Genomic DNA, 22,335 nt, shown 5'->3' on the forward strand with positions numbered 1-22,335 from the left:
AAGGGAGAGCGCTATACGCTCTCCCTTTTGAACAGAATTCGATTTTTTATGAAACAGGCTCAAAGTGATCCGCAGTCACATGGCACACCGGACAGGTGAAGCCCTCCGGCAGGGAATCCCCTTCGTATACATAGCCGCAGATGCTGCAGCGATAACCCTTCTTTTTTTCTTCCGCCGTCGCGGTCTCCTCAACCGCGGCGCTGTTCATGGAATCTGCAATGGCCTTCGCCAGGGTGTCAAGCTGGTCGTACTGGCTGTTCGCCAGAGCGGAGCGCAGGGTGAGACTCTGCTCCAGAAGCGTCATATTCTTCATGGAGCCCACCAGCTCCCGCATCAACCGGCCCGACATGGGACCCCAGGAGCCGTTTTCCACAATGGCAACAGTCCGGCTTTGCAGTCCATGGGCCTTCAAGTCCATCAAAAGCGTCTCCATGTTGCAGAAGATCCCGCCGTTATAGGTGGTGGAGGCCAGAACAATGTGACTGCACCGGAAGGCCTCGGAGACTATGTAGGAGGGGTGGATGGCCGATACATCATAAAGGGAGATGTCCGTGATGCCCGCGTCGGCCAGACGGCAGGCCAGAGCCTCCACAGCGGTTTCAGTGTGGCCGTAGACGGAGGCGTAGGGGATCAGTACCGCATGATTTTCCGGAGTGTATGTGCTCCATTTTTCATACTTGTCCAGCAGAAGGGACAGATTGCTGCGCCAGATAAGGCCATGGAGGGGGCAGATCATGCGGATGTCCAGGGCCGCGGCCTTTTTCAGCACAGACTGCACCTGGGTGCCGTATTTACCCACAATGTTGGCATAGTATCGGCGGCATTCATCCATCCAGTCCTTTTCAAGATTCACCTCGTCGGCAAAGAGGCTGCCGGAGAGGGCGCCAAAGGAACCAAAGGCGTCGGCGGAAAACAGGATACCCTGCGACTCTTCAAAAGAGGCCATGGCCTCCGGCCAGTGGACCATGGGCATCATCAAAAAGCGGAAGGTGTGGCTGCCGACAGAGAGCTGGTCGCCCTCCGCCACCACAAGGGAGCGGTCCGCCAGGTCCAGGCCAAAAAACTGGCGGATCAGCTGGAAGGTCTTGGCGTTTCCCACCACGGTGGTCTCCGGATGGCGGCGCAGCAGATCGGCCAGAGTGGCGCAGTGATCCGGCTCCATATGATTGACCACCACATAGTCCAGAGAACGCTGACACAGAAGGTGCTCTAAGTTTTCAAAAAAAACCTCCCCGGCGGCTTTGTCCACCGTATCCAGCAGGACGGTCTTCTCGTCCAGAAGGAGATAGGAGTTATAGGAGACGCCTCGGGGCACCGGAAACACATTTTCAAAAAGCGCGATTCTCCGGTCGTTTCCGCCGACCCACCAGAGCTCTGGCAGAATCTGCCTGACACAGTACATCAATAAGACCTCCTTGCCGCAATCAGATGCGGATACTAAAATTCGTTCCTATTATAAAGCCATCGGCTGGAAAAATCAATGGAAATGAGATGGCGGAAGGCGCAAATTATATGACAGCAGGGGAAGAATATGGTATACTTCAATGGGAAAAAGCCATCTTAAGAGGCAAGTCTGGCCGCGGGCAATGGCACCTGCGGCAAATTCGGAAAGGATGAGAGCGTATGGATGAAAAAGAGCGGGAGATTCGGGAGCGGGGCGAGGCCCAGTGCCTGTCCAACGGCTTCATGCAGTATAATCACATTTCCCTGGCGGCGGTGGAGAAGGACTTTGCCGCGGTGGAGCTGACCGTGGTGCCGGAGAGCTGCAACCCCTACGGGATGCCCCATGGCGGCGCCTATTACACCATGGCGGATACGGCGGCAGGTACGGCGGCCCGCACCGACGGAAGGCGCTATGTGACACAAAACAGCAACATGCAGTTCATCAGCACCGTCAAAGAGGGGACCATCCGGGCGGAGGCGACCATTATCCACCGGGGCAGGACCACCTGTGTGGTTCGCTCGGAGGTGCGCAGCAGCGAAGGAAAGCTGCTGGTGACGGGGGACTTCACCTTCTTCTGCCTCAACCCGTGAGGATACGCTCAGACCAACCACCGCCGGCAGGCCCTTAAAAAACCTCCCCGGAACAACCCTTTGTTCCGGGGAGGTTTTTTATTTACCGTCCGCTATTCCAGTAGACCAGAGCGGTCATGCCCGCGCCCACGTGGGAGCCGATAACGGGCCCGATGGGGGCGATGAGAGTGGTCTGGATCCCGGCGTCCCGGGCCATCTGCGCCAACTTTTCCGCCGACTCCGGCGCATCACAGTGGCCGATGTAAGCGCAGGAGAAGTCAGTGCAGGTGTCCTTCATCCGGGAAATCATGGACTGATAGGCCTTGACGGTGCCCCGCACCTTCCCGGCCACCTGAAGGTGGCCCTCCCGATCCAGGGTAAGGATGGGCTTGATCTGGAGCATGGTGCCCGCCACGGCCGCTGTTCTGGAAAGACGGCCGCCGCGGTGCAGGTGATTCAGGTCCTCCACGGTGAACCAGTGGGCGACCTGGAGCTTGCGCTCCTCCGCCCAGTCGCACAGCTGCTGGAAGGAATCTCCCAGGCGCTGGCGCTGGAGCGCCTGACGGACGAAAAAGCCCTGGCCTATGCTGGCGGCAAGTGTGTCGATGCAGACGATTTTCCGCTGGGGAAATTTTTCCCGCAGCACCGCCATGACCATATGGGCCGACTGGATGGTGCCCGAAAGGCCGGAAGAGAAGCAGAGGTAGACCACATCCTTTCCTGCCTTCAGCGCCGGGATAAACGCCCGCAGATAGGTGAGGATATTGATCTGTGCCGTCTGGGGCATGGCGCCGCCCCGCAGCTGATCGTAAAAATCCTTGGCGGATACCTCGCGGAAGTCGCAGTAGTGGTGGAAGGTGCGGCCCTCCATGGTGACCGGCATGGGGATTACCTTCAGTTCCGGCGCGGCGGCGGTCTGGGGGTCCAGATCGGCAGTGGCGTCGGTGATAATTTGGTAGGTGTTGTCCATAGATGGATTCTCCTTATCTGTACCGCGGCAGTCGGCGGTCTTATGGTACATAATAACTCTATTATAGAGTATAGGGAATTTCTGAAAATTTCAACCATGATCTGAAAAAAAGCAAAAAAATCAAACCACTTCCGGCGGAAGGGGCTGGGCGTCAAATTGATTCAGAAGCCGGCGGACTTCCTGCCATGAGGGATAAAATCGGTCCATGGCCTGGCGGAACCGGGGGCCGTGCCCGCCGATCAGCAGGTGGGTCAGCTCATGGACCACCACATAGTCCAGACACGCAGCGGGCCTGCGGACAAGCTGTAAATTGACGCGGATGGCGCCGGTTTTGGGTGTGCAGCTGCCCCAGCGGGTGCGCATGTCCCGTATTATCCACTGCCGCGCCTGAAGTCCGGTGGCTTCCTCGCCCCGGGCGATGGCATCGGGAAGGGCGGACTGAAGCTCCCGGCGGTACCACTGATCCAGCAGGGCCAGCCGCTGGGAAGCCGTGCTGCCCGGGGGGACAGTCATCCGGATTTCCCGGCGCTGACAAAGGGATACACCGGGAGAGGGGCCCTCATCCACACGCAGAGGAAGCATCTCGCCCCAGAGAAAAAACCGCTCTCCGGAGCAGCCGGCGCAGGGCGGCCGCGGCGGCCGCGCGGACCGCTGCTTTTCAATCCAGTCCCGGCGGGCGCGGACAAAGGCGGCCACCGCTTGGTCGCTGACGGAGCAGGGAGCGGTGACATACAGCGCCCCGCCGGCAGAGGGGAGGCGCAGGTACATATTTCGAATGGGCTTGCGGTGAATCAGCACCGACTCACCGTCCACCGTGATCTGCTGCACGCAATGTCCTCCTGCTTTACAGATTGCCTCCCGTGCCCCGGAGCCGGGAGTATGTGTCCAGTATACCACGGTTTCGCCAAAATGGAAGGTCCGCCTCAATAGCGGACCTTCGAATCACAAGCAGCACACTCAAACATCAAAGCGCGCGCCCGGCGCGGGGACAAAACAGCCCGGACAGGTCGGCGCCCTCTATCTCCAGCAGCTTCTTTTTAACCGGGATGCCTCCGGCGTAGCCTGTCAAGCTGCCATCCGCGCCCACCACCCGGTGGCAGGGGACGATAATCGAGATCGGATTGTGCCCAACAGCGCCGCCCACCGCCTGAGCGGACATGGTTTCCCGGTGCAGCCTTGCTGCCGCCCGGCGGGCGATCTCCCCATAGGTGACCACCTGGCCGTAGGGAATCTCCCGGAGAAGCTCCCAGATCAGCTGGCGGAACGGACTGCCGGCGGGGCGCAGCGGGAGCTCATGACAGCTGGGCCGCTGGCCGGCAAAGTATCTGTCCAGCCACTCCTTTGCGGCATTCAGAACCGGCAGGTCATCGGCCGGAACCAGCTCTTCGGTCAGGGAGCCCCCATAATACTTCTGCCCCTCCAGCCAAAGACCTGCCAAGTGGCTACCGTCGCACGCAAGGGTGAGCGTCCCCACAGGGGATGGGTATGTAGTGGAATGGTACATGGCAACCTCCCTGATCTGCCGCGCCTGCTGCGGTGGGCTGCGTCACGGGAGCTTTCCCGGTGCGCGGGCGCGTTCGTATTAAAGCTTCTTTGCGTATTATAGCAAGTTTTCCCGAAGTTGTCCCGCTGATTTCGACGGTTTTTGAAAAAAGGCGGCAAAAAACGGCAGCGGATCAGGTGTCCCGTCCGTTGCCGCTTTTCATTTTTGTCTGCCGGGAGGTCCGCCCGAAAATCAAGGGCAGCCGCGGAGGAATCAGATGTCGGATACCCGGGTGCGCCAGGCAACTTCCAGATCCAAATCCTTTTTCAGCTTTTCGTTTTCCGCCACCAGTTCGTCATAGTGGCGGCTCTGGACGTAGTATTTGACAAAGCCGAAGGTAGCCTCCTGGAACTCCTCATTCGAGTATTCGGGAAGCAGGGAGCCGTTGATCCGTCTGAGCCCCTGGACGGAGATGGTCACGAGGCGGCGGTGCTTTTCCGAAAGCTGGATGATCTTCAGCGTCTCGGGGATCTCAAGCTTCAAATCATAGATTGCGTTCACCATTTCCAAAAGCCGGCGCTGCTCGGGCTTTGCCGAGACGACCACGCCGTACTTTGTAAACAGGTCCTTCAAATAATCAGCGGAAACCGTCTCCCGGGTGATGGTTCCTTTGCCGATTCCGGAAAACATGGTGTCGGACAGAGAAAAGCCGACATATACCTCGTTGCCTGTCTGAGGATAGCCCATGATCATTACCTCCCGATATTTTCAAAATTACTAAGGCGGGGCTTTGCTATGCATTTATTATAGCATGACTTGCGCAAATTTCAACAGTCGTTTGCGTAAATTTACACGAAACATTTTTGCGCGTCTCATATCGCTGTGGAAATAACGACTGCCGCATTGGTACTTTATGCGGCGGGGAGGTCCGCAAATCACCCTGCGGGCGTTTTTTCCGGATCAATGGGATGCCCAGGCATAAACGGCGCCCCATGGAAGGCGTCCCGCTACTCTTCTACAGTAAATACTTCCTCAATGGATGCGTGAAACACTTTTGCGATATTCCATGCCAGGACCAATGAGGGATTGTACCTGCCTTTTTCAAGGTTTCCAATGGTTTCTCTGCGCACGCCCACCCGTTTGGCTAAATCCTCCTGGCTCATGTCATATCTTGCCCGATACTCTTTTATACGATTTTTAATCATCATTTGCCCCCTTTTGTTCTTTCCACTCCAATGCAAGCAGAGCAGCGGTAAACGCAAGGATTGCAGCCGCATAGCTCAGCCCAAAAGCGGTTGGGACGGCTTTGACGGCACCGAAAAGAAATGAACAGGCAAACATAAACGGGACAAGAGAAATCATTTCCGCCATGAATGCAAATGTGGCGGCTTTTTGAACATTGAGCCGAAAAAACTCATCAGGGATGACCCAGAAATAGCGAAGATAATAGGCAAACCCCAAAAATCCATAGAGCCCTTCATTTTCCGTTGTCCACCCCAAAACGGCTATCAATGCCAAAAGAGATAAAAAGCCCAGATAATTCAGTCCATGTCTCATAAAACAGCCCTCCAAATAATGTGATATATTTCACTCTTTATGATAAATATTTACCACAATTATTTTCGGAAGTCAAGCGTTTTGTGTCTTAGGCGCGCCCGCCCTGCGGAGTGAAATTTCAACCGTCCGGGAACCGGCAGGCTTTTACCATCGCGGAGCAATAAGAAAACGCCCCGCAGCTATATAAGCTGCGGGGCGTTGGTGCCGGTGGCCGGACTCGAACCGGCACGCTGTCGCCAGCGGTGGATTTTGAGTCCACTACGTCTACCAATTCCATCACACCGGCAGATGAACGGTGTTATTATACCTGAAAGAAACCACAAATTCAAGAGGAACTTTTGAAAAGATGAGCCTGTGCCGCAAGGGGAATCTCCACAAAAATGAACAAATGAAAAACTCCTTTGAAAAACAGCAAAAAAGCTACACAAACAAGAAGCAATGTGCTATCATATACAAGTTAAAATATGTCCTGAAAAGGAAAGGGGATTGCCAGTGGGCCGTATGATGAAAAAATGCTGGATGGCTGCCATTTTGCTGGCAGTCACCTTCTGTTTGTCGGGGTGTTTGTTCAACGCCTCGGTGGAGGAGCTTTACAGCCTGCCCCAGCTTCCTCCGGAGTACACGGCGCTGAGAGAGCGCATTGACGCCATCATGGCCGGGGGCGGGGAGTACGCCGCGCCCCAGTCGGGCAGCAACATCCAGCCCGTACAGATGGTGGATCTGGACGGGGACGGGGAAGAGGAGGCGCTGGCCTTCATGCGCAGGAGCGCGGACGAGCGGCCGTTAAAGATCTACATCTTCCGGTCCGTGGGCGACTCCTATGAGGAGGCGGCGGTGATTGAAGGCAGCGGCAGCGCCATTTACAGCATCTCCTATACCGATATGAACCAGGACGGCATGCAGGAGCTGATCGTGGGGTGGCGCGTCAGCACGGAGCTTCAGGCGCTGACGGTTTATTCCTTGAAGGATTTCCAGCCTGTGGAGCTGCTGCGCAACACCTATTCCCGCTACGCGGTGCGGGATCTCAATCAGGATGGGATGCAGGAGCTGGTGATGATCCGCTCCGACGACCAGGGAAACACGGTGGCGGACTACTATGTCTGGAACGATCAGACGCTGGTTCAGCGCCCGTCCGCCAACATCTCCGTCTCCATCGCCGAGCTCTCCTCGGGCCGCGTCCGCTCCGGCATGCTGGAAGGCGGCGTCCCGGCCCTGTTTGTCACCGGGGTGGAGGACTCCCTGTTCCAGGTCACGGATATCCTGGCGGTGAAAAACGACGAACTGGTGAACATCACCATGAACAATGCTACCGGCGTGTCCACTGAGATTTTCCGCTACCAGCCCCTGTTTCCCACGGACATCGACGGAGACGGGCTGACGGAGGTCCCGGCGCCCTTTGACCTTGCCGGCTGGGGCAGCACCGACGCATGCTACTCCATCAACTGGAGAAGGTACGACATCAACGGATCGCCCACGCTGGCCATCAGCACCTACCACGACGCGGCGGACGGGTGGTACCTCATTCTGCCCGAGGAGTGGAAAAAGCGGGTGACGGTCTCGCGGGACGACAGCGATCCGGATGAGGTCGCCGTGACCTTTGCCATCCAGGGCAGCGATACGGAGCTCTATCAGGAATTCCTGAAGATATATGCCATCAGCGGTAGCAGCCCGGAGTACAGGATTACCCAGGGCAGCCGTTTTCTGCTCAGCCGTCAGGCGGAGACCATTTTCGCGGGGGAGCTGCTGGACGCCAACGAAAGCTGGGAGTTCGGCATCACGGAGGACGAACTGCGTAGCAGCTTCAAACTGATTGTCACCGAATGGGCGTCGGGAGACGATTGATGAAAGGGAGGCAGCCATGAAAAAAGTATTGGTTTTGGAAGATGAGTCCAGCATCCGCAGCTTTATCGTCATCAACCTGCGCCGTGCCGGATATGAAGTGGTGGAGGCGGAGAGCGGCGAGGAGGCGCTGGAGCGTCTGAAGGACAACCCGGATACCAGGGTCGCGCTGCTGGATATCATGCTCCCCGGCATCGACGGGTTTGAAGTGTGCCGCAGGATCCGTGCAACCAACACAAAAATCGGCATCATCATGCTCACCGCCCGCTCTCAGGAGATGGATAAGGTGACGGGCCTGATGACCGGCGCCGACGACTATGTGACCAAGCCCTTCTCCCCTGCGGAGCTCACCGCCCGGGTGGACGCCCTGTTCCGCCGGGCCGGCGGCGGGGCGGACGAGCAAAGCGGTGAAATCCGGCAGGAGCCGTTTCTGCTCAATACCCGCAACCGCACGCTGGAGAAAAGCGGGGAGCGGATCAAGCTGACTCAGGTGGAGTACTCCATTATGAAGATGTTCATGGAGAACCCGGGAAAGGCCCTCTCCCGGGAGGAAATCCTGGATATGGTCTGGGGCCGGGACTACTTTGGCGAGCTGAAGATCGTGGACGTGAACATCCGCCGTCTGCGTCTGAAAATCGAGGACAATGTGACCAACCCCACCTATATCACCACCGTGTGGGGATACGGGTATAAATGGGGCTTTTAAGCGTGGAGCAGAGCCGCCGGGCCGCAGCTGCGGAGCGGTATATAGGAGACAATGGCCAGTAAAAAGACGGTATGGGAGCAGGAGTACGCCCGGCTTTGGAAGCGGGAGAAGCGGTTTTTGGAGCAGAATCAGACCCAGCGCACGCCTTATCTGAACCGCAGGCTGGAGACGGTGGTGCCGAAAACGCTGCAAAAGACATTGGAATCCGCTTTTGAGAAGGCGTTTTCCACGGTGCTTGAAAAGGGAACCGGACTGATCGAGGGAGTCAGCGGCAGGCGGAAGCGGGAGCGGGAGTACCTGCTGCGCCGCTATGCTGCCCAGCTCCAGCCGGACCGCCGGTCGCTGCGGGCCTTTTCCCGGGCAGCGGCGGGGGCAGGGCGGAAAAATCTGCTGCTCTCCGGCGTGGAGGGCGTGGGGCTGGGCCTGGTGGGTGTGGGTCTGCCGGATGTGGTGCTCTTTACGGGAGTGCTGCTCAAAAGCCTCTGTGAGCTTGCGGTGAACTACGGCTACCCCTGGGACGGGAATGAGGAGCGCCGGTTTGTGCTGGAGCTGATCCCCACGGCTCTCTCCTGCGGAGAGGAGCTGAGGGCGGGAAACGCGGAGCTGAACCATTTCCTCCAGGAGGGGGAGTGGACCGTGCCTGTGCCCCAGGAGGAGCTGCGGCGCTCCGCGTCGGCGGCCCTTTCCCGCAATCTCCTGTACATGAAGTTCCTCCAGGGAATTCCGGTGGCAGGCGCCGTGGGAGGCGCCTGGGACGCGGTGGTCCTAAAGCGGGTACAGCGCTATGCGGAGCTGAAGTACCGCAGGCGGTTTTTGCTGGATTGGAAGAGAAAGGAGGGTGAGTCATGGAGTACTCCGAACACATGAAAAATATGAAAAGCACCCTCCAGATTCGGGGATTGCGCCAGCGCTGGGTGGTTAATACCATTATGCCGGTGCTGATGATGGTGGTGCTGACCGTGTGCCTCTTTTCCGCCAGCGTCACAAGCTATTACTTCAGCACCATGCAGAACACCCTGCGTTCCAAGGCAAAGGCGGGCGCCGACTTTGTCACAAGCTATTCGCTGAACAATTACATGCAGTACTATCAGATCGCCAACAGCTATGCCGAGGGATTTGAGGATAAGGACCGGCTGGAGCTCCAGTTTTTAAACGGCGCCGGCCAGATCCAGATATCCTCCTACGGTCTGACCACCGGAACCTCTCCCGGCACCTCCGACATTCAGGAGGCGGTTGAGACCGGGGACATCGCCTCGTTCCGGGGCCGGGACCCACAGACCGGGGAGAACATCATGTCCGTCTCCTGCCCCCTCTCTTTCAACGGGCGGACTGTGGGCATCATGCGCTATGTCACCTCGCTGCAGCAGGTCAACCGCCAGATTCTCATCAGCATTCTGATCGTCATCCTCATTGCCGTGGTCTGTATCGCCATGGTGGTGTTTTCCAACCTGCTGTTCATCAACAACGTGGTGGAGCCGGTGGCGGAGGTCAGCCAGGCCGCCAAGCGCATCTCCGCCGGCAGCTACGGCATCCAGGTGGAAAACCGGTATTCCGACGAGCTGGCGGAGCTGGTGGACAACATCAACGACATGTCGCTGAAGATCAGCCAGAGCGAAAAGATGAAGACGGAGTTCATCTCCTCCGTCTCCCATGAGCTGCGCACGCCCCTGACCGCCATCAACGGCTGGGCCGAGACCATGATGGAGGACACAAGCGGCGACCCGGAGCAGCAGCGCCGGGGCCTGGGGATCATCATGAAGGAGTCCCGCAGGCTGACCAACATGGTGGAGGAGCTGCTGGAGTTCTCCAAGATGGAGGACGGACGCTTTACCCTCAGCGTGGAGCAGGTGGATTTGCAGGCCGAGTTCGAGGACGCCATCTACACCTACAGAGAGCTCTTTAAGCAGGAGGGCATCGAGCTCACCTACGACGACGGCGGAGAGCTGTATGAGCCCATCACCGGCGATCCGGAGCGGCTCAAGCAGGTGTTCTGCAACGTGCTGGACAACGCCGCCAAGCACGGCGGCTCCGGCAAGCGGATTGACGCCTCCATCGCAAGGGAGGGCGTGTATCTTGTGATCCGGGTCCGGGACTACGGCCCGGGCGTCCCGGCCCAGGAGCTGCCCTTTGTGAAGCAGAAGTTCTACAAGGGCTCCTCCAAGGCGCGGGGCAGCGGAATCGGGCTTGCGGTGTGCGACGAAATCGTCCGGCTGCACAACGGCACTTTTGACATCGGCAATGCTGAGGGCGGCGGCGCCGTGGTCACCATCCGCATTCCAACCACCAATTGAAAATAGAACAGATGTTGCATTATTAAAGAGACTGTGATACAATCTCAGTCGGGAAAGGGTATTATGGCAGAGGAAAAAAACAAGTTTCGCACCAGCATCGGCGGACAGGCTCTGATCGAGGGCATTTTGATGCGGGGCCCGGAGCGGCAGGCCATTGTGGTCCGGGACCAGGAGGGCCGGCTGGTGGAGAAGGTGGAGGAGCTGAAGCTGATCCGGGACAGGCACCCCATTTTGGGCTGGCCGCTGATCCGGGGCACGGTGAACTTCCTGGACTCCATGGTCAAGGGCGTCCAGGCCCTGATGTACTCCGCGGATTTCTACCCGGACGATGAAAACGCCAAGCCCTCCAAATTTGACCAGTGGCTGGAAAAACATTTTTCCAGCAAAAAGATGGAGAGCTTCATCATCGGCCTCTCCGTGGTGCTGGGCGTGGGGTTGTCCGTCTTTTTGTTCCTGGTGCTGCCCACCTTTTTGACCGGCGGGCTGCTGCACTTTTTTCCCGGCCTTCCCATGTGGGGCCGGAACCTGGTGGAGGGCATTCTGAAAATCGTCATCTTTCTGATCTACCTCATCGTCTGTTCCCGGCAGAAGGACATCTACCGGGTGTTTCAGTACCATGGGGCGGAGCACAAGACCATCTTCTGCTATGAGGCGGGACTGCCGCTGACGGTGGAGAACGTGCGCGCCCAGTCCCGCCATCACCCCCGCTGCGGCACCAGCTTTTTGTTCGTGGTGATCTTCGTGTCCATCCTCTTCTCCAGCGTGGTTTTCGGCATCTGGCCCATCACCAACGTCTGGCTGCGTACGGCGGTGCACCTGGTGCTGCTGCCCCTGGTGGTGGGTGTGACCTATGAGTTCAACCGCTGGGTGGGCCGCAATGACAACGCGCTGACCCGGGTGCTGACGGCACCGGGGATGTGGATGCAGAATTTCACCACCAATGAGCCTGACGATTCCATGATCGAGGTGGCCATCCGCTCTTTGGAGCTGGTGCTGCCCGGGGAAAAAGGCAAGGACGCGTGGTAATTGACAACAGGAGTGAAATGCCTTGGCAGTCACCTATAACAATTTATATCTGGACCTCAGGCGGCAGCTGAAGGCCGCCGGAGTGGAAATGCCCACTTTGGAGGCCCGGGAGCTCACGTGCTTCGCCGCGGGAAAGACCCGGGAGGAGCTGTACCGGGACAGCGCGCTCTATGCCTCCCCGGCCATTGAGCAGCGGGCCCGGGAACTCCTGGAACGCCATTTGAAGGGCGAGCCGGTGGCCTACCTCATCGGCGAGTGGGAGTTTTATGGGTTGCCCCTGGACATCTCCCGCCATGTGCTGATCCCCCGGACCGACACGGAGGTTCTGGCCTCGGAGGCCATCTCCTATCTGAAGGAGCAGGGAGAGCGCCGGGTGCTGGACCTGTGCGCCGGGAGCGGCTGCGTTGGGCTGGCGGTGGCCGCCCATACGCCCCGGGCCCATGTGGTGCTGGCGGAGCTGTCGGAGGAGGCGCTGAAGGTCTGCCGCCAGAACATCCGGCGGAACAACCTGTCCGGCCGGGTGATCTCCGTCCGGGCGGACGCGCTGGAAAAGCCCGTCTCCATGGGGGAGTTCCGCTGTATTGTCTGCAACCCGCCCTACATCCCCACAGCGGACCTGGACACACTGGACGCATCCGTCCGGGACTACGAGCCCTCTATGGCCCTGGACGGGGGCGCGGACGGCTACCGCTTCTACCGCCTCATCTCCAAGCTGTGGCGCCCGGCCCTGGCCCCCGGCGGCCGGCTCTATTTTGAGGTGGGCGTGGGACAGGCCGACGAGGTGCTGCGGATCATGCGCTCAGAGGGCTTTGGCGACATTCAGATCGTACGGGATACGGCGGGGATTCCACGGGTGGTCTATGGCACCCTTTGCACGGAACTTTAGCCGGAAGTATAGGAGGAAAAGAAATGGCAGAGAAAAAGATGACCAAGACGGCCGCTGCGGTGGCCGCGTCGGATAAGAAGCAGGCCATTGACACGGCGATGGCCCAGATCGAGCGGATGTACGGCAAGGGGTCCATCATGCGCCTGGGGGACAACATGAACGTCAACGTGGACTTCATCCCCACCGGCTCATTGGCCCTGGATGTGGCGCTGGGCATCGGCGGCATTCCCAAGGGCCGCATTGTGGAGATCTACGGTCCCGAATCCTCCGGTAAGACCACCCTGGCCCTGCACATCCTGGCCCAGGCCCAGAAAAGGGGCGGAGAGGTGGCCTTTGTGGACGCTGAGCACGCCCTGGACCCCACCTACGCAAGGGCCCTTGGCGTCAGCATCGAGGACATGCTGATCTCCCAGCCGGATACCGGCGAGCAGGCCCTGGAGATCACCGAGGCCCTGGTGCGCTCCGGTGCCATCGACGTGGTGGTGGTGGACTCTGTGGCCGCTCTGGTGCCCCGGGCTGAAATCGAGGGAGAGATGGGCGACAGCTATGTGGGCCTCCAGGCCCGGCTGATGAGCCAGGCCCTGCGCAAGCTCACCGGTGCCATCGGAAAGACCAACTGCGTCGTGATCTTCATCAACCAGCTGCGCGAAAAGGTGGGCGTGATGTACGGCAATCCGGAGGTTACCACCGGCGGCCGGGCCTTAAAATTCTACTCCAGCGTCCGTATCGACGTGCGCCGGATCGAGGCGCTGAAAAACGGCAGCGAGCTCATCGGCAACCGCACCCGCGCCAAGGTGGTGAAGAACAAAGTGGCGCCGCCTTTCCGGGAGGCGGAGTTCGACATTATGTACGGCGAGGGCATCTCCCGGGAGGGGGAGCTGGTGGATTTGGGCGTGAAATTGGATCTGCTGCAAAAGAGCGGCTCCTGGTTCTCCATGGGGGAGACCCGCATCGGCCAGGGCCGGGACTCGGCCAAAAACTACCTGAAGGAAAACCCCGAGGTGGCGGAGAAACTGGAGGCGGATATCCGCAGGGACTTCCCGAAACTGATGAGCAACCAGGCACGGATCGCTGCCAGGGCGGCGGGCCGTGCGGTGGATGTGTCCGCCGAAGAATTCAACGATGAGGATTGAGCGGCTGGAGCGGTCCAGGCATAAAAAGGGCCGCATCCTGCTGTTTTTGGAGGGCGGCGAGCTGCTGAAGGCCACGGAGCAGGAGCTGCTGGAATTTGACCTGCGGGCGGGCCGGGAGCTGACGGAAGAAGAGCTTTCCGCCCTGCGCCGCTCGGCGGGCGTATCCGACGCAAAGGCCCGCGCCGCCGAGCTCATCGGCAGCCGGGCCATGTCCCGCCGGGACCTGATGCGCAAGCTCCGGGAAAAGGGCGCCACGGAGGCGGAAGCCCGCTATGCCGCCGAGTGGCTGGAGGCAATAGGCGCCATGGACGACGGCGCTTACGCGGCCATGGTCGTGCGCCATTACGCCGCCATGGGGTACGGCCCCAGCCGCCTGCGCGACAAGCTCTATGAAAAGGGCGTGCCCCGCGAGCTGTGGGACGCCGCCCTGGAGGAGGCTCCGCCAGAGGAGGAGCAGATCGACGCTTTTTTGCACCAGAAGCTCCGCGGGCAGGCGCCGGACGAGAGGGAGAAGAAGCGGCTCTCCGACGCCCTGGTGCGCCGGGGCTACTCCTGGGACCAGGTCCGCTCCGCCTTCGTTCGGCTGGGCGCGGAGATAGAAGAGGAGTGATCCGGGCTTAAGGACGGCCCGGGCGACGGCTTTTTCACGGCTGGATGCCGTCAAAAAGCTGAAGCGTCAGATTGGCGCCGAATTCTGCCCCGGCCTGGAAGGCCCTGTTCCGGTACTCCTGGGCCAGTATATGGATGTCGTCCTGGAGCCTGGCCGCCTCCTTTGGGCCAAGAGACTCCAGCTGATCGCGGATGGCCCGCTCCTGGGGCGTATAGGGCGGCGCCATGGGCGTCTTGCCCTGCAGGCCCAGCGGTTCGTCGTAGTAGATGGAAGAGAGAAAGTCAAACATCAAAATGCCCCCATGTATTTTATTATTCCTTTAAGTGGAGAATGCTCCGCTTAAAGGAATAAGCCAAGAGGTGTTTTTTATGCAAACAACACTTTTGCTAAACGAACGGGTCCACCAGCTGCGCAAGGCAGCGCATCTCAGCCAGCAGGAGTTGGGGGAGGTTTTGGGACTGACCCACAAATCCATCAGCATGCTGGAGAGCGGCGGCAGGAGCACCACCATTGAAAAGTTGGTGCTCCTGGCGGAGTATTTCCATGTGTCCACAGACTACCTGGTGGGCATCACCGACGACCCCACCTGGCGGGGAAAGGAAGGGACATCACTTTGAGTTACAACGTTGCATTCATCTCCCTTGGCTGTGCCAAAAACCAGGTCAACTGCGAACAGATGATGGCCCTGGTGGAGCGCTCGGGCCACCATGTCCAGGCGGAGCCGGACGGCGCGGATGTGGTGGTGGTCAACACCTGCGGCTTTTTGAGCAGCGCCAACGAGGAGGCCATTGACAACATTTTGCAGATGGCTGAGCTCAAGCGCGCCGGCCGGATTCAAAAAATCCTGGTCACGGGCTGCATGGCCCAGCGCTACAAGGGCGATGTGTTGGAGGAGCTGCCGGAGGTGGACGGCATCCTGGGCACGGGGAGCTATACGGAGATCGTCTCCGCCGTGGAGCAGGCCATGGCCGGTCAGCGGCCCAGCCGCTTTGGAAGCATCCATGCGGCGGAGCAGGGCGGAGAGCGCATCCTGTCCACGCCGCCCTGGTATGCGTATCTGCGCATCGCCGAGGGCTGCGACAACCACTGCGCCTACTGCGTCATCCCCTCCCTCAGGGGCAAGTACCGCAGCCGTCCCATGGAGGAGCTGCTTACTGAGGCGGCCGGGCTGGCGGACGCGGGGGTGAAGGAGCTGATCGTCATTGCCCAGGACATCACCCGCTACGGCACGGACCTCTACGGTGACCATGCCCTGGCCCGGCTGCTGCGGGAGCTTGCCAGGCTGCCCTTCCACTGGATCCGCCTCCACTACCTCTATCCCGACGAGATCACCGACGAGCTGATCGACACCGTGGCGGAGGAGGAGAAGGTGCTGCCCTACATCGACCTGCCCATCCAGCACTGCAATGACACGATCCTCAAGGCCATGAACCGCCGGGACACCAAGGCGGAGCTTCTGGCGCTGCTGAAAACGCTGCGGGAGCGGATTCCCGGTCTGGTGCTGCGCACCAGCCTCATCACCGGCCTTCCCTATGAGACGCCGGAGGCCTTTGAGGAGCTGTGTGAATTCTTGCGCAAAGTGAAGATCGAGCGGGCGGGCGTGTTCCCCTTCTCCCCGGAGGAGGGCACCAGGGCCGCGGCCATGGACCACGTGCCCACGGAGGAGGCGGTCCGCCGGGCGGAACTGGTGGTGGACGTCCAGTCCGACATCATCGATGGCTACAATGCCTCCGTCCTGGGCCGGAGCCGGGAGGTGCTGTGCGAGGGATTCGACGGCCAGGCTCAGATGTTCTTCGGCCGCAGCTATGCCGAGTCGCCGGATATCGACGGCCGCATCTACTTCACTGCGGATAGGGATCCGCAGATCGGCGAATTTGTCACCGTGCGCCTCACCGGCGTCATGGACGGCGAGCTGACCGGCGAGATGGAAGAACGGTAGTGCGCCTACAAAAAGGAGAGAGTGGAACATGAACTTACCCAATAAGCTGACGCTGCTGCGCATTTTACTGATCCCCGTCTTTATGGCGGTGCTCTACTGGGGATTCCCCGGCGCGCCCTATGTGGCTCTGGCCATCTTTATTGCGGCCAGCCTGACGGACCTGCTGGACGGAAAGATCGCCCGGAAGTACAACCTGGTGACGGACTTTGGCAAATTTGCCGATCCGCTGGCGGACAAGATGCTGGTGGTGGCCGCCATGCTGTGGTTTGTGGAGAACCGGCAGATGCCCGCCTGGGCGCTGCTGATCGTGATCGTCCGGGAATTCGCCGTCAGCGGACTGAGAATGCTGGCCTCCGACGAGGGGCGGGTCATCGCCGCGGGGTGGTCCGGAAAGGTGAAGACCGCCGCCACCATGGTCTGCATTGTGCTGATGTTCCTGCCTATCCCGGCGGTGGCAAATACGATCTGCGTGTGGGTGATCGTGCTGACCACGCTGTACTCCGGCGTGGAGTACTTCTGCAAGAACAAAGACGTGTTCCGGAGCATGTGACCAACAGAAAGAGGACCTGACCAGGGTGCTTGCAGCCCACAACATCCCCTATGCGGTCCCAGACCACTTCCTTGGCAATCCGAGGGATCTGCATGAGAACTGCTGAAGCTCTGCGGCGAATGAAAAGGGGTTGACCGGGTCGCCAACGATTCAAAGCCGGCGGAGCGCGGAAGAGTGTGGAGAGCGCTTTCTGAATAGAAAAAGCCGGCCAAATCCAACGGATTTGGCCGGCTTTTTTGTGTCCCTGCTTACTCGCCCATGGGCGCGCCGCACTGGGGGCAGAACTTGCTGTCGGAGGCTGCTCCGCAGATGGGGCAGACCTTCATGTCCGAAGGCGCGGGGACCTCCTCTTCCGGATCCTCCTGCTTCTGGGGCTTGCTGGACTCCAGCTCGGCGATTTTTCTCTTGGACTCCTCAATGGTGTCCACCAGATCCTTCACCGCGTCGGGCACCTCGCCGTCGTATTCAGAGACAAACCATTCGCCGATGGTCTTGTAGTTCTTTTCGATCTCGCGCTGCTCGCTGACAATGGCCATGTTGATTCTGGCCAGCTCTGCGGCGGCCTGGGCTTTTTCTCCGGCGACAGAAGCGGCTACCTTGGCCTTTTCTGTGGCAACTGCGGCGACTTCCTGGGCCTTTTTACCCAACTCATTAAAAAATGCCATACCGTGAAACTCCTTTCAAGCCGCGGTTTTTATAAACCTCCGGCGCTCTTGATATGCTTCATGATAGCATACCCGTCCACGCAGTGCAATTGCGAATTTGTAAATTTTTCTACTTCTCAATCCAGTTGCCCGCCCGGGCCACGGCCCGCTTCCACTGGCGGTAGTCCTCCTCGCAGGCGGCCTGCTCCCGCTGGGGAAGGAACACGTGCTGGCTGCGGCGCAGCAAGGAGACCTCCTCCTGGTCCCGCCAGAGCCCGGAGGCCAGCCCGGCCAAAGCCGCCGCGCCAAAGGCAGTGGTCTCCACCATGGCGGGCCGATCCACGGGGATGCGCAGCAGATCCGCCTGGGTCTGCATCAGAATGTCGCTGACCGAGGCGCCGCCGTCCACCCGCAGGCAGGTGACGGGCAGGTCCTGGCGCATGGCGGAGAGCAGGTCCGTCACCTGATAGGCGATGGAGTCCAGTACGGCCCGGGCGATGTTGGCCTTTGTGGTGCCCCGGGTAAGGCCCACCATGGCGCCCCGTGCGTACATATCCCAGTAGGGCGCGCCAAGCCCGGTAAAGGCCGGCACCACAAAGACGCCGCCGCTGTCCCGTACGCTCTCCGCCAACCGGTCGCACTCCGGCGCGCTGGAGATAAGCCCCAACTCGTCCCGCAGCCACTGGATGGTGCTACCCGCGTTGAACACGCTGCCCTCCAGGGCATAGGTGGTTTTGCCGCCGATGCTCCAGGCCACGGAGGTCACGAGGCCCGCCCGGGAGCGCACCGGGGTGCTCCCCACGTTCATCAGGGTAAAGCAGCCCGTGCCGTATGTATTTTTTGCCTGGCCGGACTGGAAGCAGCCCTGGCCGAACAGCGCCGCGGCCTGGTCGCCCGCGCTGCCGCAGACGGGAATGCCGGCAAAGTCCTCCAGCTCCGCAAGGCCGGACTTGACCCTGCCGTAGCACTGGCAGGAGTCCACCGGACGGGGGAGCATGGCCATGGGAATGCCAAGCGCATGGCACAGCGACTCGTCCCAGCGGAGATTTCGGATGTCGAAGAGCATGGTGCGGGAGGCGTTGGAGTAGTCGGTGACGTGCTCTCCCGTCAGATTCCAGATCAGCCATGAGTCCACCGTGCCGCAGAGAAGCTCCCCGCGCTCCGCCCGGGCCCTGGCGCCGGGGATGGCGTCTAAGATCCATTTGATCTTGGTGCCGGAGAAATAGGCGTCAATGAGCAGCCCCGTGGTCTCCGCCACCTGTTCAGCCAGCCCCTGGGCCTTCAGCTGGTCGCACAGCGCGGCGGTGCGGCGGCACTGCCAGACGATGGCGTTGTAAACCGGCTTACCGGTTTTGCGGTCCCAGAGGATGGTGGTCTCCCGCTGATTGGTGATGCCGATGCCGGCGATGCCGTGGGGGTCCACATGGGCCGAGCGGACGGCCTCCGCCATGGCCCGGCGCTCCGTGACCCAGATTTCCAGGGGGTTGTGCTCCACCCAGCCGGGCTGGGGGTAGATCTGGTGAAAGGGATATTGGGCCTTGGAGACAATCTCCCCCCGCCGGTCAAAGAGAATTGCCCGGGAACTGGTGGTCCCCTGGTCCAGGGACAGGATGTAGTCCAAAAAATCACCTTGCCTTTCCTTCGGCTGCGCGGCCGCCGCAAAAGCGTGTAAGCCACGGTTTCCTCCACGGGAGATTTGTGGTATAATGACCGCATACAGCAACGATGCCCGATTTTATGAAGATGCCGCGGCGGCACGGCGCCTGTGGCGTCATAGCCGCGTTGCGGCCATGGAACCGACACAATGACGGCCCTTTGCGGCTATTGTAACACAGGGAGGCTTGATTTTCCATGACAAAACGTGAATTCACCTACCCCTCCCGGAATGGGACCGCCCAAATCCACGCGGTGGAGTGGCTGCCCGAGGGAGAGATCACCGGCGTGCTGCAGATTTCCCACGGCGTGGCGGAGTATATCGAACGGTATGAGCCCTTTGTCCGGTTTTTGACGGAGGGGGGGATCGCGGTGGCGGGCAACGACCACCTGGGCCACGGGCTTTCCGTGGAACCGGGCGGACCCCGGCTGTACTTTGGGCCAAAGGGCAGCTGGCAGAGCGTGGTGGACGACCTCTACACCCTCTACGGGATGGAGAAAAAGCGCTTTCCGGGCCTGCCCTACTTTCTCTTGGGACACTCCATGGGCTCTTTTCTGGCCCGCACCTACCTGATCCGATACCCCGGGACCGTGGATGGGGCCATTGTGATGGGCACCGGCCAGATGGTGCCGCCCATGGTGGCCGCGGGACGTGCCGTTGCCGCCGCGGAAGGGCGCCGGGTGGGCTGGGACAAGATGAGCCCTGTGGTGGAAAAACTGGCTTTCGGCGCCTACAACAAGGTTTTTGCGCCCAACCGGACGGAGTATGACTGGCTCTCCGTGAACGAGGAGAACGTGGACGCCTACATCGCCGATGAGCTTTGCGGCGGCAACGCCACCGTGGGACTGTTCCGGGAGATGCTGGGCGGCATCCGCTTCATCACCGACCGGGACAACCTGAGGCGGATGAACATGAATACCCCCATTTTGTTTCTCTCCGGAGAGAAGGACCCGGTGGGGGAGTGCGGCAGGGGAGTGCGCCGGGCCTATGAGAGCTTTCGCCGCGCGGGGGTGCGTCAGGTGGAGCTGAAGCTCTATCCGGGGCTGCGCCACGAGATTCTCAATGAATCCTGCCGGGAGGACGTTTACGGGGACATCCTCCGGTGGCTGAAGAACAACATAGACAAAATAAGGATGGGATAGCATGACAAAGCGGCGTACACGGCAATATTATGTAGTCTGCCTGATGGCACGGATAGCGGCGTTCGGCGCATTGATCGTCTATGGGGCGGATTACGCCCTGCAAGAGGACCTGTACGCCGGATTGGGACATTTTTCTTTCCTGAGCGTGCTGTGGCTGGCGCTGATGGCCTCCATGGCCTTCCGGCTGTTCCCCTCAAAAATCGAGAGCATGGGATGCCAGAAGGAGTTTGCCGCCCGCTGCCGCCCCACGGGCAGGGCGCCGGAGCCGTCGGAGATCCGTCAGGCGAACCGGGGCGCGTGGTGGGTGCTGCTCACCTGGACGGGGGTGAACATCCTCTTTTTCCTTGGCTATGCCCTGAAGTGGTACGACGAGAGGGTGCTTCTGTGCCTGGCCGGATTTTACGGTGTGTGCGACATCGTCTGCATCCTCTTTTACTGTCCGTTCCAGTCCTGGATGATGCACAACCGCTGCTGCACCACCTGCCGGATCTACAACTGGGACTATCTGATGCTGTGCACGCCCCTGCTGGCCATCCGCAGCTTCTACACCTGGTCCGCCTGCGCGTTGGCGGCGGTGATCTTCCTGCGCTGGGAGATCGTCTACCACCGCAGTCCGGAGCGTTTTTTTGAAAGCAGCAACGACTCGCTCAAATGCAGCCAGTGCCAGGAGCAGCTGTGCGCCTACAAGCGCCGTCTCACAGCTGCCGGGAAACGGAATACAGCCGATGAACATTGAGCATCTCCGTGTCGTGATAGAGGGATAAAAGCCGCGCCGAGAAGACGAGGTCCGCCGTCAAAAGGAGCAGGGCCCCATAGGTGGCCCAGTCCGGAATGCGAAAGGCCACAATCTGAATGAAGGGCTGGAGAAAGACCACGGCCACTGTGGTGAGGACGCCCCAGATCAGGGAAAAGGGGACGCAGACCCGGCCCCTTATAGTTCCAAAGGTGCCGGAATAGTCCCAGAAACAGACGCCGAAAACTGTGTCGTAGAACCAGTGGACGGCGTATTCCACCGCCGTGGCGGTGAGCGTTCCCCAGAAGAAGAGATGGTAGGGCGAGCGGATCAGCTCTTCGGGCAGCGACAGCACCGCCGCCATGCCCAGTCCGTAGACGGGACACAGCGGCAGCAGCAAAAACCCTTTCCGGTTTTGCTTTTTCGCGTGGGTGGCTTTGGCAAACACTTTTTCCAGGCCGTAGCCCAAGAGACTATATATGAGAAAATACCAGAAAAACGGCATGCAGTTCCCTCCCGGCCTATTGTGCCCGGAGCGGGGGCGAACATGCGGAGCGGAGTGAGAAATGGACAATTGGAATGATTTGAAAAAGGAATGCCTCGCCTGTCAGGCCTGCGCCCTGTCCGCCGGCCGCAGTCACGTGGTATTCGGCGACGGCAGCGAGAGCGCGGAAGTCCTTTTGGTGGGTGAGGGACCAGGCGCCAACGAAGATGAGCAGGGCCTGCCCTTTGTGGGCAAGGCCGGCAAGCTGTTGGACGACATGCTGGCCATGATCCACCTGGACCGCACCAAGGTCTACATCACCAACACCGTCAAGTGTCGCCCGCCGGAGAACCGGGACCCCATGAATGTGGAGCAGGCCGCGTGCCTTGGCTGGCTGCGCCGCCAGACCGCCCTGCTCAGGCCGAAGATCGTGGTCTGCCTGGGGCGCATCGCCGCAGCGGAACTCATCAAGCCGGATTTTAAGATCACCCGGGAACACGGCCAGTGGTTTGAGAAAAACGGCGTGTATCTGACCGCCCTCTACCATCCCTCCGCGCTGCTGCGGGACCCGTCTAAGCGGCCCGACACCTTTGAGGACCTGAAGGCGATTCAGGCAAAAATTCGTCAGGTCTGCCAGCGGACGGCGGTGTAACGGTTGACAGCCAAGATGTTAAC

At 60.1% G+C, this 22,335-nt stretch carries 26 protein-coding genes and 1 tRNA gene; 15 read left to right on the forward strand and 12 right to left on the reverse strand.

Annotated features, from left to right (window positions below; translation table 11 throughout):
- Positions 1-46 precede the first annotated feature (46 nt).
- Positions 47-1,402, reverse strand: coding sequence for an oxygen-binding di-iron domain-containing protein (locus KQI82_RS04990; RefSeq protein WP_216631783.1), 1,356 nt, complete (start codon positions 1,400-1,402; stop codon positions 47-49).
- A gap of 221 nt (positions 1,403-1,623) precedes the next feature.
- Between KQI82_RS04990 and KQI82_RS04995 the strand changes: the two genes are divergently transcribed.
- Positions 1,624-2,034, forward strand: a complete 411-nt coding sequence (locus tag KQI82_RS04995) for a PaaI family thioesterase (protein WP_216631784.1) — start codon at positions 1,624-1,626, stop codon at positions 2,032-2,034.
- Between the two features lie 82 nt (positions 2,035-2,116).
- On the opposite strand, the gene KQI82_RS05000 is transcribed toward KQI82_RS04995, so the two are convergent.
- The 7 genes from KQI82_RS05000 to KQI82_RS05030 all read right to left on the reverse strand — a co-directional run bounded on the left by KQI82_RS05000 (position 2,117) and on the right by KQI82_RS05030 (position 6,309).
- Positions 2,117-2,983: a DegV family protein gene (locus KQI82_RS05000; RefSeq protein ID WP_216631785.1), complete on the reverse strand. Its 867-nt coding sequence runs from the start codon at positions 2,981-2,983 to the stop codon at positions 2,117-2,119.
- A gap of 120 nt (positions 2,984-3,103) precedes the next feature.
- Complete coding sequence (locus KQI82_RS05005) at positions 3,104-3,811, reverse strand: M48 family metallopeptidase (protein WP_216631786.1); 708 nt, start codon at positions 3,809-3,811, stop codon at positions 3,104-3,106.
- Between the two features lie 136 nt (positions 3,812-3,947).
- The gene (locus tag KQI82_RS05010; RefSeq protein WP_216631787.1) at positions 3,948-4,487 is read right to left on the reverse strand and encodes a methylated-DNA--[protein]-cysteine S-methyltransferase; all 540 of its coding nucleotides are present in this window, start codon (positions 4,485-4,487) and stop codon (positions 3,948-3,950) included.
- Positions 4,488-4,739: 252 nt separating this feature from the next.
- Entirely contained in the window at positions 4,740-5,213 is a 474-nt protein-coding gene (locus KQI82_RS05015) for a hypothetical protein (protein ID WP_216631788.1), read from the reverse strand.
- Between the two features lie 260 nt (positions 5,214-5,473).
- Positions 5,474-5,674, reverse strand: a complete 201-nt coding sequence (locus KQI82_RS05020; RefSeq protein WP_478213749.1) for a helix-turn-helix transcriptional regulator — start codon at positions 5,672-5,674, stop codon at positions 5,474-5,476.
- The gene (locus KQI82_RS05025) at positions 5,664-6,023 is read right to left on the reverse strand and encodes a DUF3796 domain-containing protein (protein ID WP_216631789.1); all 360 of its coding nucleotides are present in this window, start codon (positions 6,021-6,023) and stop codon (positions 5,664-5,666) included. The genes KQI82_RS05020 and KQI82_RS05025 overlap by 11 nt, the downstream gene beginning before the upstream one ends.
- Before the next feature lie 199 nt (positions 6,024-6,222).
- Positions 6,223-6,309, reverse strand: a tRNA-Leu gene (locus KQI82_RS05030).
- 215 nt (positions 6,310-6,524) lie between these two features.
- On the opposite strand from KQI82_RS05030, the gene KQI82_RS05035 reads away from it, so the two are divergent.
- From KQI82_RS05035 to KQI82_RS05070, 8 genes are all read left to right on the forward strand, one after another.
- A complete protein-coding gene (locus KQI82_RS05035) occupies positions 6,525-7,865 on the forward strand; it encodes an FG-GAP repeat domain-containing protein (protein ID WP_216631790.1) in 1,341 nt (446 codons plus the stop codon).
- A 16-nt stretch (positions 7,866-7,881) separates the two neighbouring features.
- The gene (locus KQI82_RS05040; protein ID WP_216631791.1) at positions 7,882-8,568 is read left to right on the forward strand and encodes a response regulator transcription factor; all 687 of its coding nucleotides are present in this window, start codon (positions 7,882-7,884) and stop codon (positions 8,566-8,568) included.
- A gap of 51 nt (positions 8,569-8,619) precedes the next feature.
- A complete protein-coding gene (locus KQI82_RS05045; protein WP_216631792.1) occupies positions 8,620-9,435 on the forward strand; it encodes an EcsC family protein in 816 nt (271 codons plus the stop codon).
- The gene (locus KQI82_RS05050; RefSeq protein WP_241426619.1) at positions 9,414-10,859 is read left to right on the forward strand and encodes a sensor histidine kinase; all 1,446 of its coding nucleotides are present in this window, start codon (positions 9,414-9,416) and stop codon (positions 10,857-10,859) included. The genes KQI82_RS05045 and KQI82_RS05050 overlap by 22 nt, the downstream gene beginning before the upstream one ends.
- Before the next feature lie 63 nt (positions 10,860-10,922).
- Entirely contained in the window at positions 10,923-11,885 is a 963-nt protein-coding gene (locus tag KQI82_RS05055) for a DUF1385 domain-containing protein (RefSeq protein ID WP_216631793.1), read from the forward strand.
- Between the two features lie 22 nt (positions 11,886-11,907).
- Positions 11,908-12,771, forward strand: a complete 864-nt coding sequence (prmC, locus tag KQI82_RS05060) for a peptide chain release factor N(5)-glutamine methyltransferase (RefSeq protein ID WP_216631794.1) — start codon at positions 11,908-11,910, stop codon at positions 12,769-12,771.
- A gap of 23 nt (positions 12,772-12,794) precedes the next feature.
- Entirely contained in the window at positions 12,795-13,904 is a 1,110-nt protein-coding gene (recA, locus tag KQI82_RS05065) for a recombinase RecA (RefSeq protein ID WP_216631795.1), read from the forward strand.
- Positions 13,894-14,514 carry a regulatory protein RecX gene (locus KQI82_RS05070; RefSeq protein ID WP_216631796.1) on the forward strand — a complete coding sequence of 207 codons (621 nt, stop codon included), beginning with the start codon at positions 13,894-13,896 and terminating at the stop codon, positions 14,512-14,514. Before recA ends, KQI82_RS05070 begins: the two co-directional genes overlap by 11 nt.
- Positions 14,515-14,548: 34 nt before the next feature.
- On the opposite strand, the gene KQI82_RS05075 is transcribed toward KQI82_RS05070, so the two are convergent.
- On the reverse strand, positions 14,549-14,803 hold the full coding sequence (locus tag KQI82_RS05075; RefSeq protein WP_216631797.1) for a hypothetical protein: 255 nt from the start codon (positions 14,801-14,803) through the stop codon (positions 14,549-14,551).
- A gap of 79 nt (positions 14,804-14,882) precedes the next feature.
- Here KQI82_RS05075 and KQI82_RS05080 point away from each other — a divergent pair, with 79 nt between their 5' ends.
- Genes KQI82_RS05080 through pgsA form a run of 3 tightly spaced genes read left to right on the forward strand, consistent with a single transcriptional unit; the run spans position 14,883 to position 17,003 of the window.
- A complete protein-coding gene (locus KQI82_RS05080) occupies positions 14,883-15,131 on the forward strand; it encodes a helix-turn-helix domain-containing protein (RefSeq protein WP_216631798.1) in 249 nt (82 codons plus the stop codon).
- Entirely contained in the window at positions 15,128-16,453 is a 1,326-nt protein-coding gene (rimO, locus tag KQI82_RS05085) for a 30S ribosomal protein S12 methylthiotransferase RimO (protein ID WP_216631799.1), read from the forward strand. Before KQI82_RS05080 ends, rimO begins: the two co-directional genes overlap by 4 nt.
- A gap of 28 nt (positions 16,454-16,481) precedes the next feature.
- On the forward strand, positions 16,482-17,003 hold the full coding sequence (gene pgsA / locus KQI82_RS05090; protein WP_216631800.1) for a CDP-diacylglycerol--glycerol-3-phosphate 3-phosphatidyltransferase: 522 nt from the start codon (positions 16,482-16,484) through the stop codon (positions 17,001-17,003).
- 248 nt (positions 17,004-17,251) lie between these two features.
- Here pgsA and KQI82_RS05095 read toward each other — a convergent pair whose 3' ends face one another.
- Positions 17,252-17,668 (reverse strand): zinc ribbon domain-containing protein, encoded by a 417-nt coding sequence (locus tag KQI82_RS05095; protein WP_216631801.1) that lies wholly within the window; start codon positions 17,666-17,668, stop codon positions 17,252-17,254.
- Between the two features lie 109 nt (positions 17,669-17,777).
- Positions 17,778-19,268, reverse strand: a complete 1,491-nt coding sequence (gene glpK, locus KQI82_RS05100; protein ID WP_216631802.1) for a glycerol kinase GlpK — start codon at positions 19,266-19,268, stop codon at positions 17,778-17,780.
- 230 nt (positions 19,269-19,498) lie between these two features.
- Here glpK and KQI82_RS05105 point away from each other — a divergent pair, with 230 nt between their 5' ends.
- The gene (locus KQI82_RS05105) at positions 19,499-20,443 is read left to right on the forward strand and encodes an alpha/beta hydrolase (protein WP_216631803.1); all 945 of its coding nucleotides are present in this window, start codon (positions 19,499-19,501) and stop codon (positions 20,441-20,443) included.
- Positions 20,444-20,486: 43 nt separating this feature from the next.
- On the forward strand, positions 20,487-21,179 hold the full coding sequence (locus KQI82_RS05110; RefSeq protein ID WP_216631804.1) for a hypothetical protein: 693 nt from the start codon (positions 20,487-20,489) through the stop codon (positions 21,177-21,179).
- Here the strand turns inward: KQI82_RS05110 and KQI82_RS05115 are convergent.
- Positions 21,139-21,681 (reverse strand): putative ABC transporter permease, encoded by a 543-nt coding sequence (locus tag KQI82_RS05115; RefSeq protein ID WP_216631805.1) that lies wholly within the window; start codon positions 21,679-21,681, stop codon positions 21,139-21,141. The genes KQI82_RS05110 and KQI82_RS05115 overlap by 41 nt on opposite strands.
- Positions 21,682-21,742: 61 nt before the next feature.
- Here KQI82_RS05115 and KQI82_RS05120 point away from each other — a divergent pair, with 61 nt between their 5' ends.
- On the forward strand, positions 21,743-22,312 hold the full coding sequence (locus tag KQI82_RS05120; RefSeq protein WP_216631806.1) for a uracil-DNA glycosylase: 570 nt from the start codon (positions 21,743-21,745) through the stop codon (positions 22,310-22,312).
- Positions 22,313-22,335 lie beyond the last annotated feature (23 nt).

Origin of the sequence: Dysosmobacter acutus, assembly GCF_018919205.1 — a bacterium.
In the GTDB taxonomy this organism is placed as follows: Bacteria; Bacillota; Clostridia; order Oscillospirales; family Oscillospiraceae; genus Oscillibacter; species Oscillibacter acutus.

Bases quoted from the DNA above. Each gene is read 5' to 3' on its own strand.
- KQI82_RS04995 (WP_216631784.1), top strand. From the start codon at position 1,624: ATGGATGAAAAAGAGCGGGAGATTCGGGAGCGGGGCGAGGCCCAGTGC.
- KQI82_RS05050 (WP_241426619.1), top strand. From the start codon at position 9,414: ATGGAGTACTCCGAACACATGAAAAATATGAAAAGCACCCTCCAGATT.
- KQI82_RS05080 (WP_216631798.1), top strand. From the start codon at position 14,883: ATGCAAACAACACTTTTGCTAAACGAACGGGTCCACCAGCTGCGCAAG.
- KQI82_RS05070 (WP_216631796.1), top strand. From the start codon at position 13,894: ATGAGGATTGAGCGGCTGGAGCGGTCCAGGCATAAAAAGGGCCGCATC.
- KQI82_RS05120 (WP_216631806.1), top strand. From the start codon at position 21,743: ATGGACAATTGGAATGATTTGAAAAAGGAATGCCTCGCCTGTCAGGCC.
- KQI82_RS05075 (WP_216631797.1), bottom strand. From the start codon at position 14,803: ATGTTTGACTTTCTCTCTTCCATCTACTACGACGAACCGCTGGGCCTG.
- pgsA (WP_216631800.1), top strand. From the start codon at position 16,482: ATGAACTTACCCAATAAGCTGACGCTGCTGCGCATTTTACTGATCCCC.
- KQI82_RS05045 (WP_216631792.1), top strand. From the start codon at position 8,620: ATGGCCAGTAAAAAGACGGTATGGGAGCAGGAGTACGCCCGGCTTTGG.
- KQI82_RS05055 (WP_216631793.1), top strand. From the start codon at position 10,923: ATGGCAGAGGAAAAAAACAAGTTTCGCACCAGCATCGGCGGACAGGCT.
- KQI82_RS05015 (WP_216631788.1), bottom strand. From the start codon at position 5,213: ATGGGCTATCCTCAGACAGGCAACGAGGTATATGTCGGCTTTTCTCTG.
- KQI82_RS05020 (WP_478213749.1), bottom strand. From the start codon at position 5,674: ATGATGATTAAAAATCGTATAAAAGAGTATCGGGCAAGATATGACATG.
- KQI82_RS04990 (WP_216631783.1), bottom strand. From the start codon at position 1,402: ATGTACTGTGTCAGGCAGATTCTGCCAGAGCTCTGGTGGGTCGGCGGA.
- recA (WP_216631795.1), top strand. From the start codon at position 12,795: ATGGCAGAGAAAAAGATGACCAAGACGGCCGCTGCGGTGGCCGCGTCG.
- KQI82_RS05025 (WP_216631789.1), bottom strand. From the start codon at position 6,023: ATGAGACATGGACTGAATTATCTGGGCTTTTTATCTCTTTTGGCATTG.
- KQI82_RS05000 (WP_216631785.1), bottom strand. From the start codon at position 2,983: ATGGACAACACCTACCAAATTATCACCGACGCCACTGCCGATCTGGAC.
- KQI82_RS05095 (WP_216631801.1), bottom strand. From the start codon at position 17,668: ATGGCATTTTTTAATGAGTTGGGTAAAAAGGCCCAGGAAGTCGCCGCA.
- KQI82_RS05035 (WP_216631790.1), top strand. From the start codon at position 6,525: ATGATGAAAAAATGCTGGATGGCTGCCATTTTGCTGGCAGTCACCTTC.
- KQI82_RS05040 (WP_216631791.1), top strand. From the start codon at position 7,882: ATGAAAAAAGTATTGGTTTTGGAAGATGAGTCCAGCATCCGCAGCTTT.
- KQI82_RS05105 (WP_216631803.1), top strand. From the start codon at position 19,499: ATGACAAAACGTGAATTCACCTACCCCTCCCGGAATGGGACCGCCCAA.
- KQI82_RS05115 (WP_216631805.1), bottom strand. From the start codon at position 21,681: ATGCCGTTTTTCTGGTATTTTCTCATATATAGTCTCTTGGGCTACGGC.
- KQI82_RS05010 (WP_216631787.1), bottom strand. From the start codon at position 4,487: ATGTACCATTCCACTACATACCCATCCCCTGTGGGGACGCTCACCCTT.
- KQI82_RS05110 (WP_216631804.1), top strand. From the start codon at position 20,487: ATGGCACGGATAGCGGCGTTCGGCGCATTGATCGTCTATGGGGCGGAT.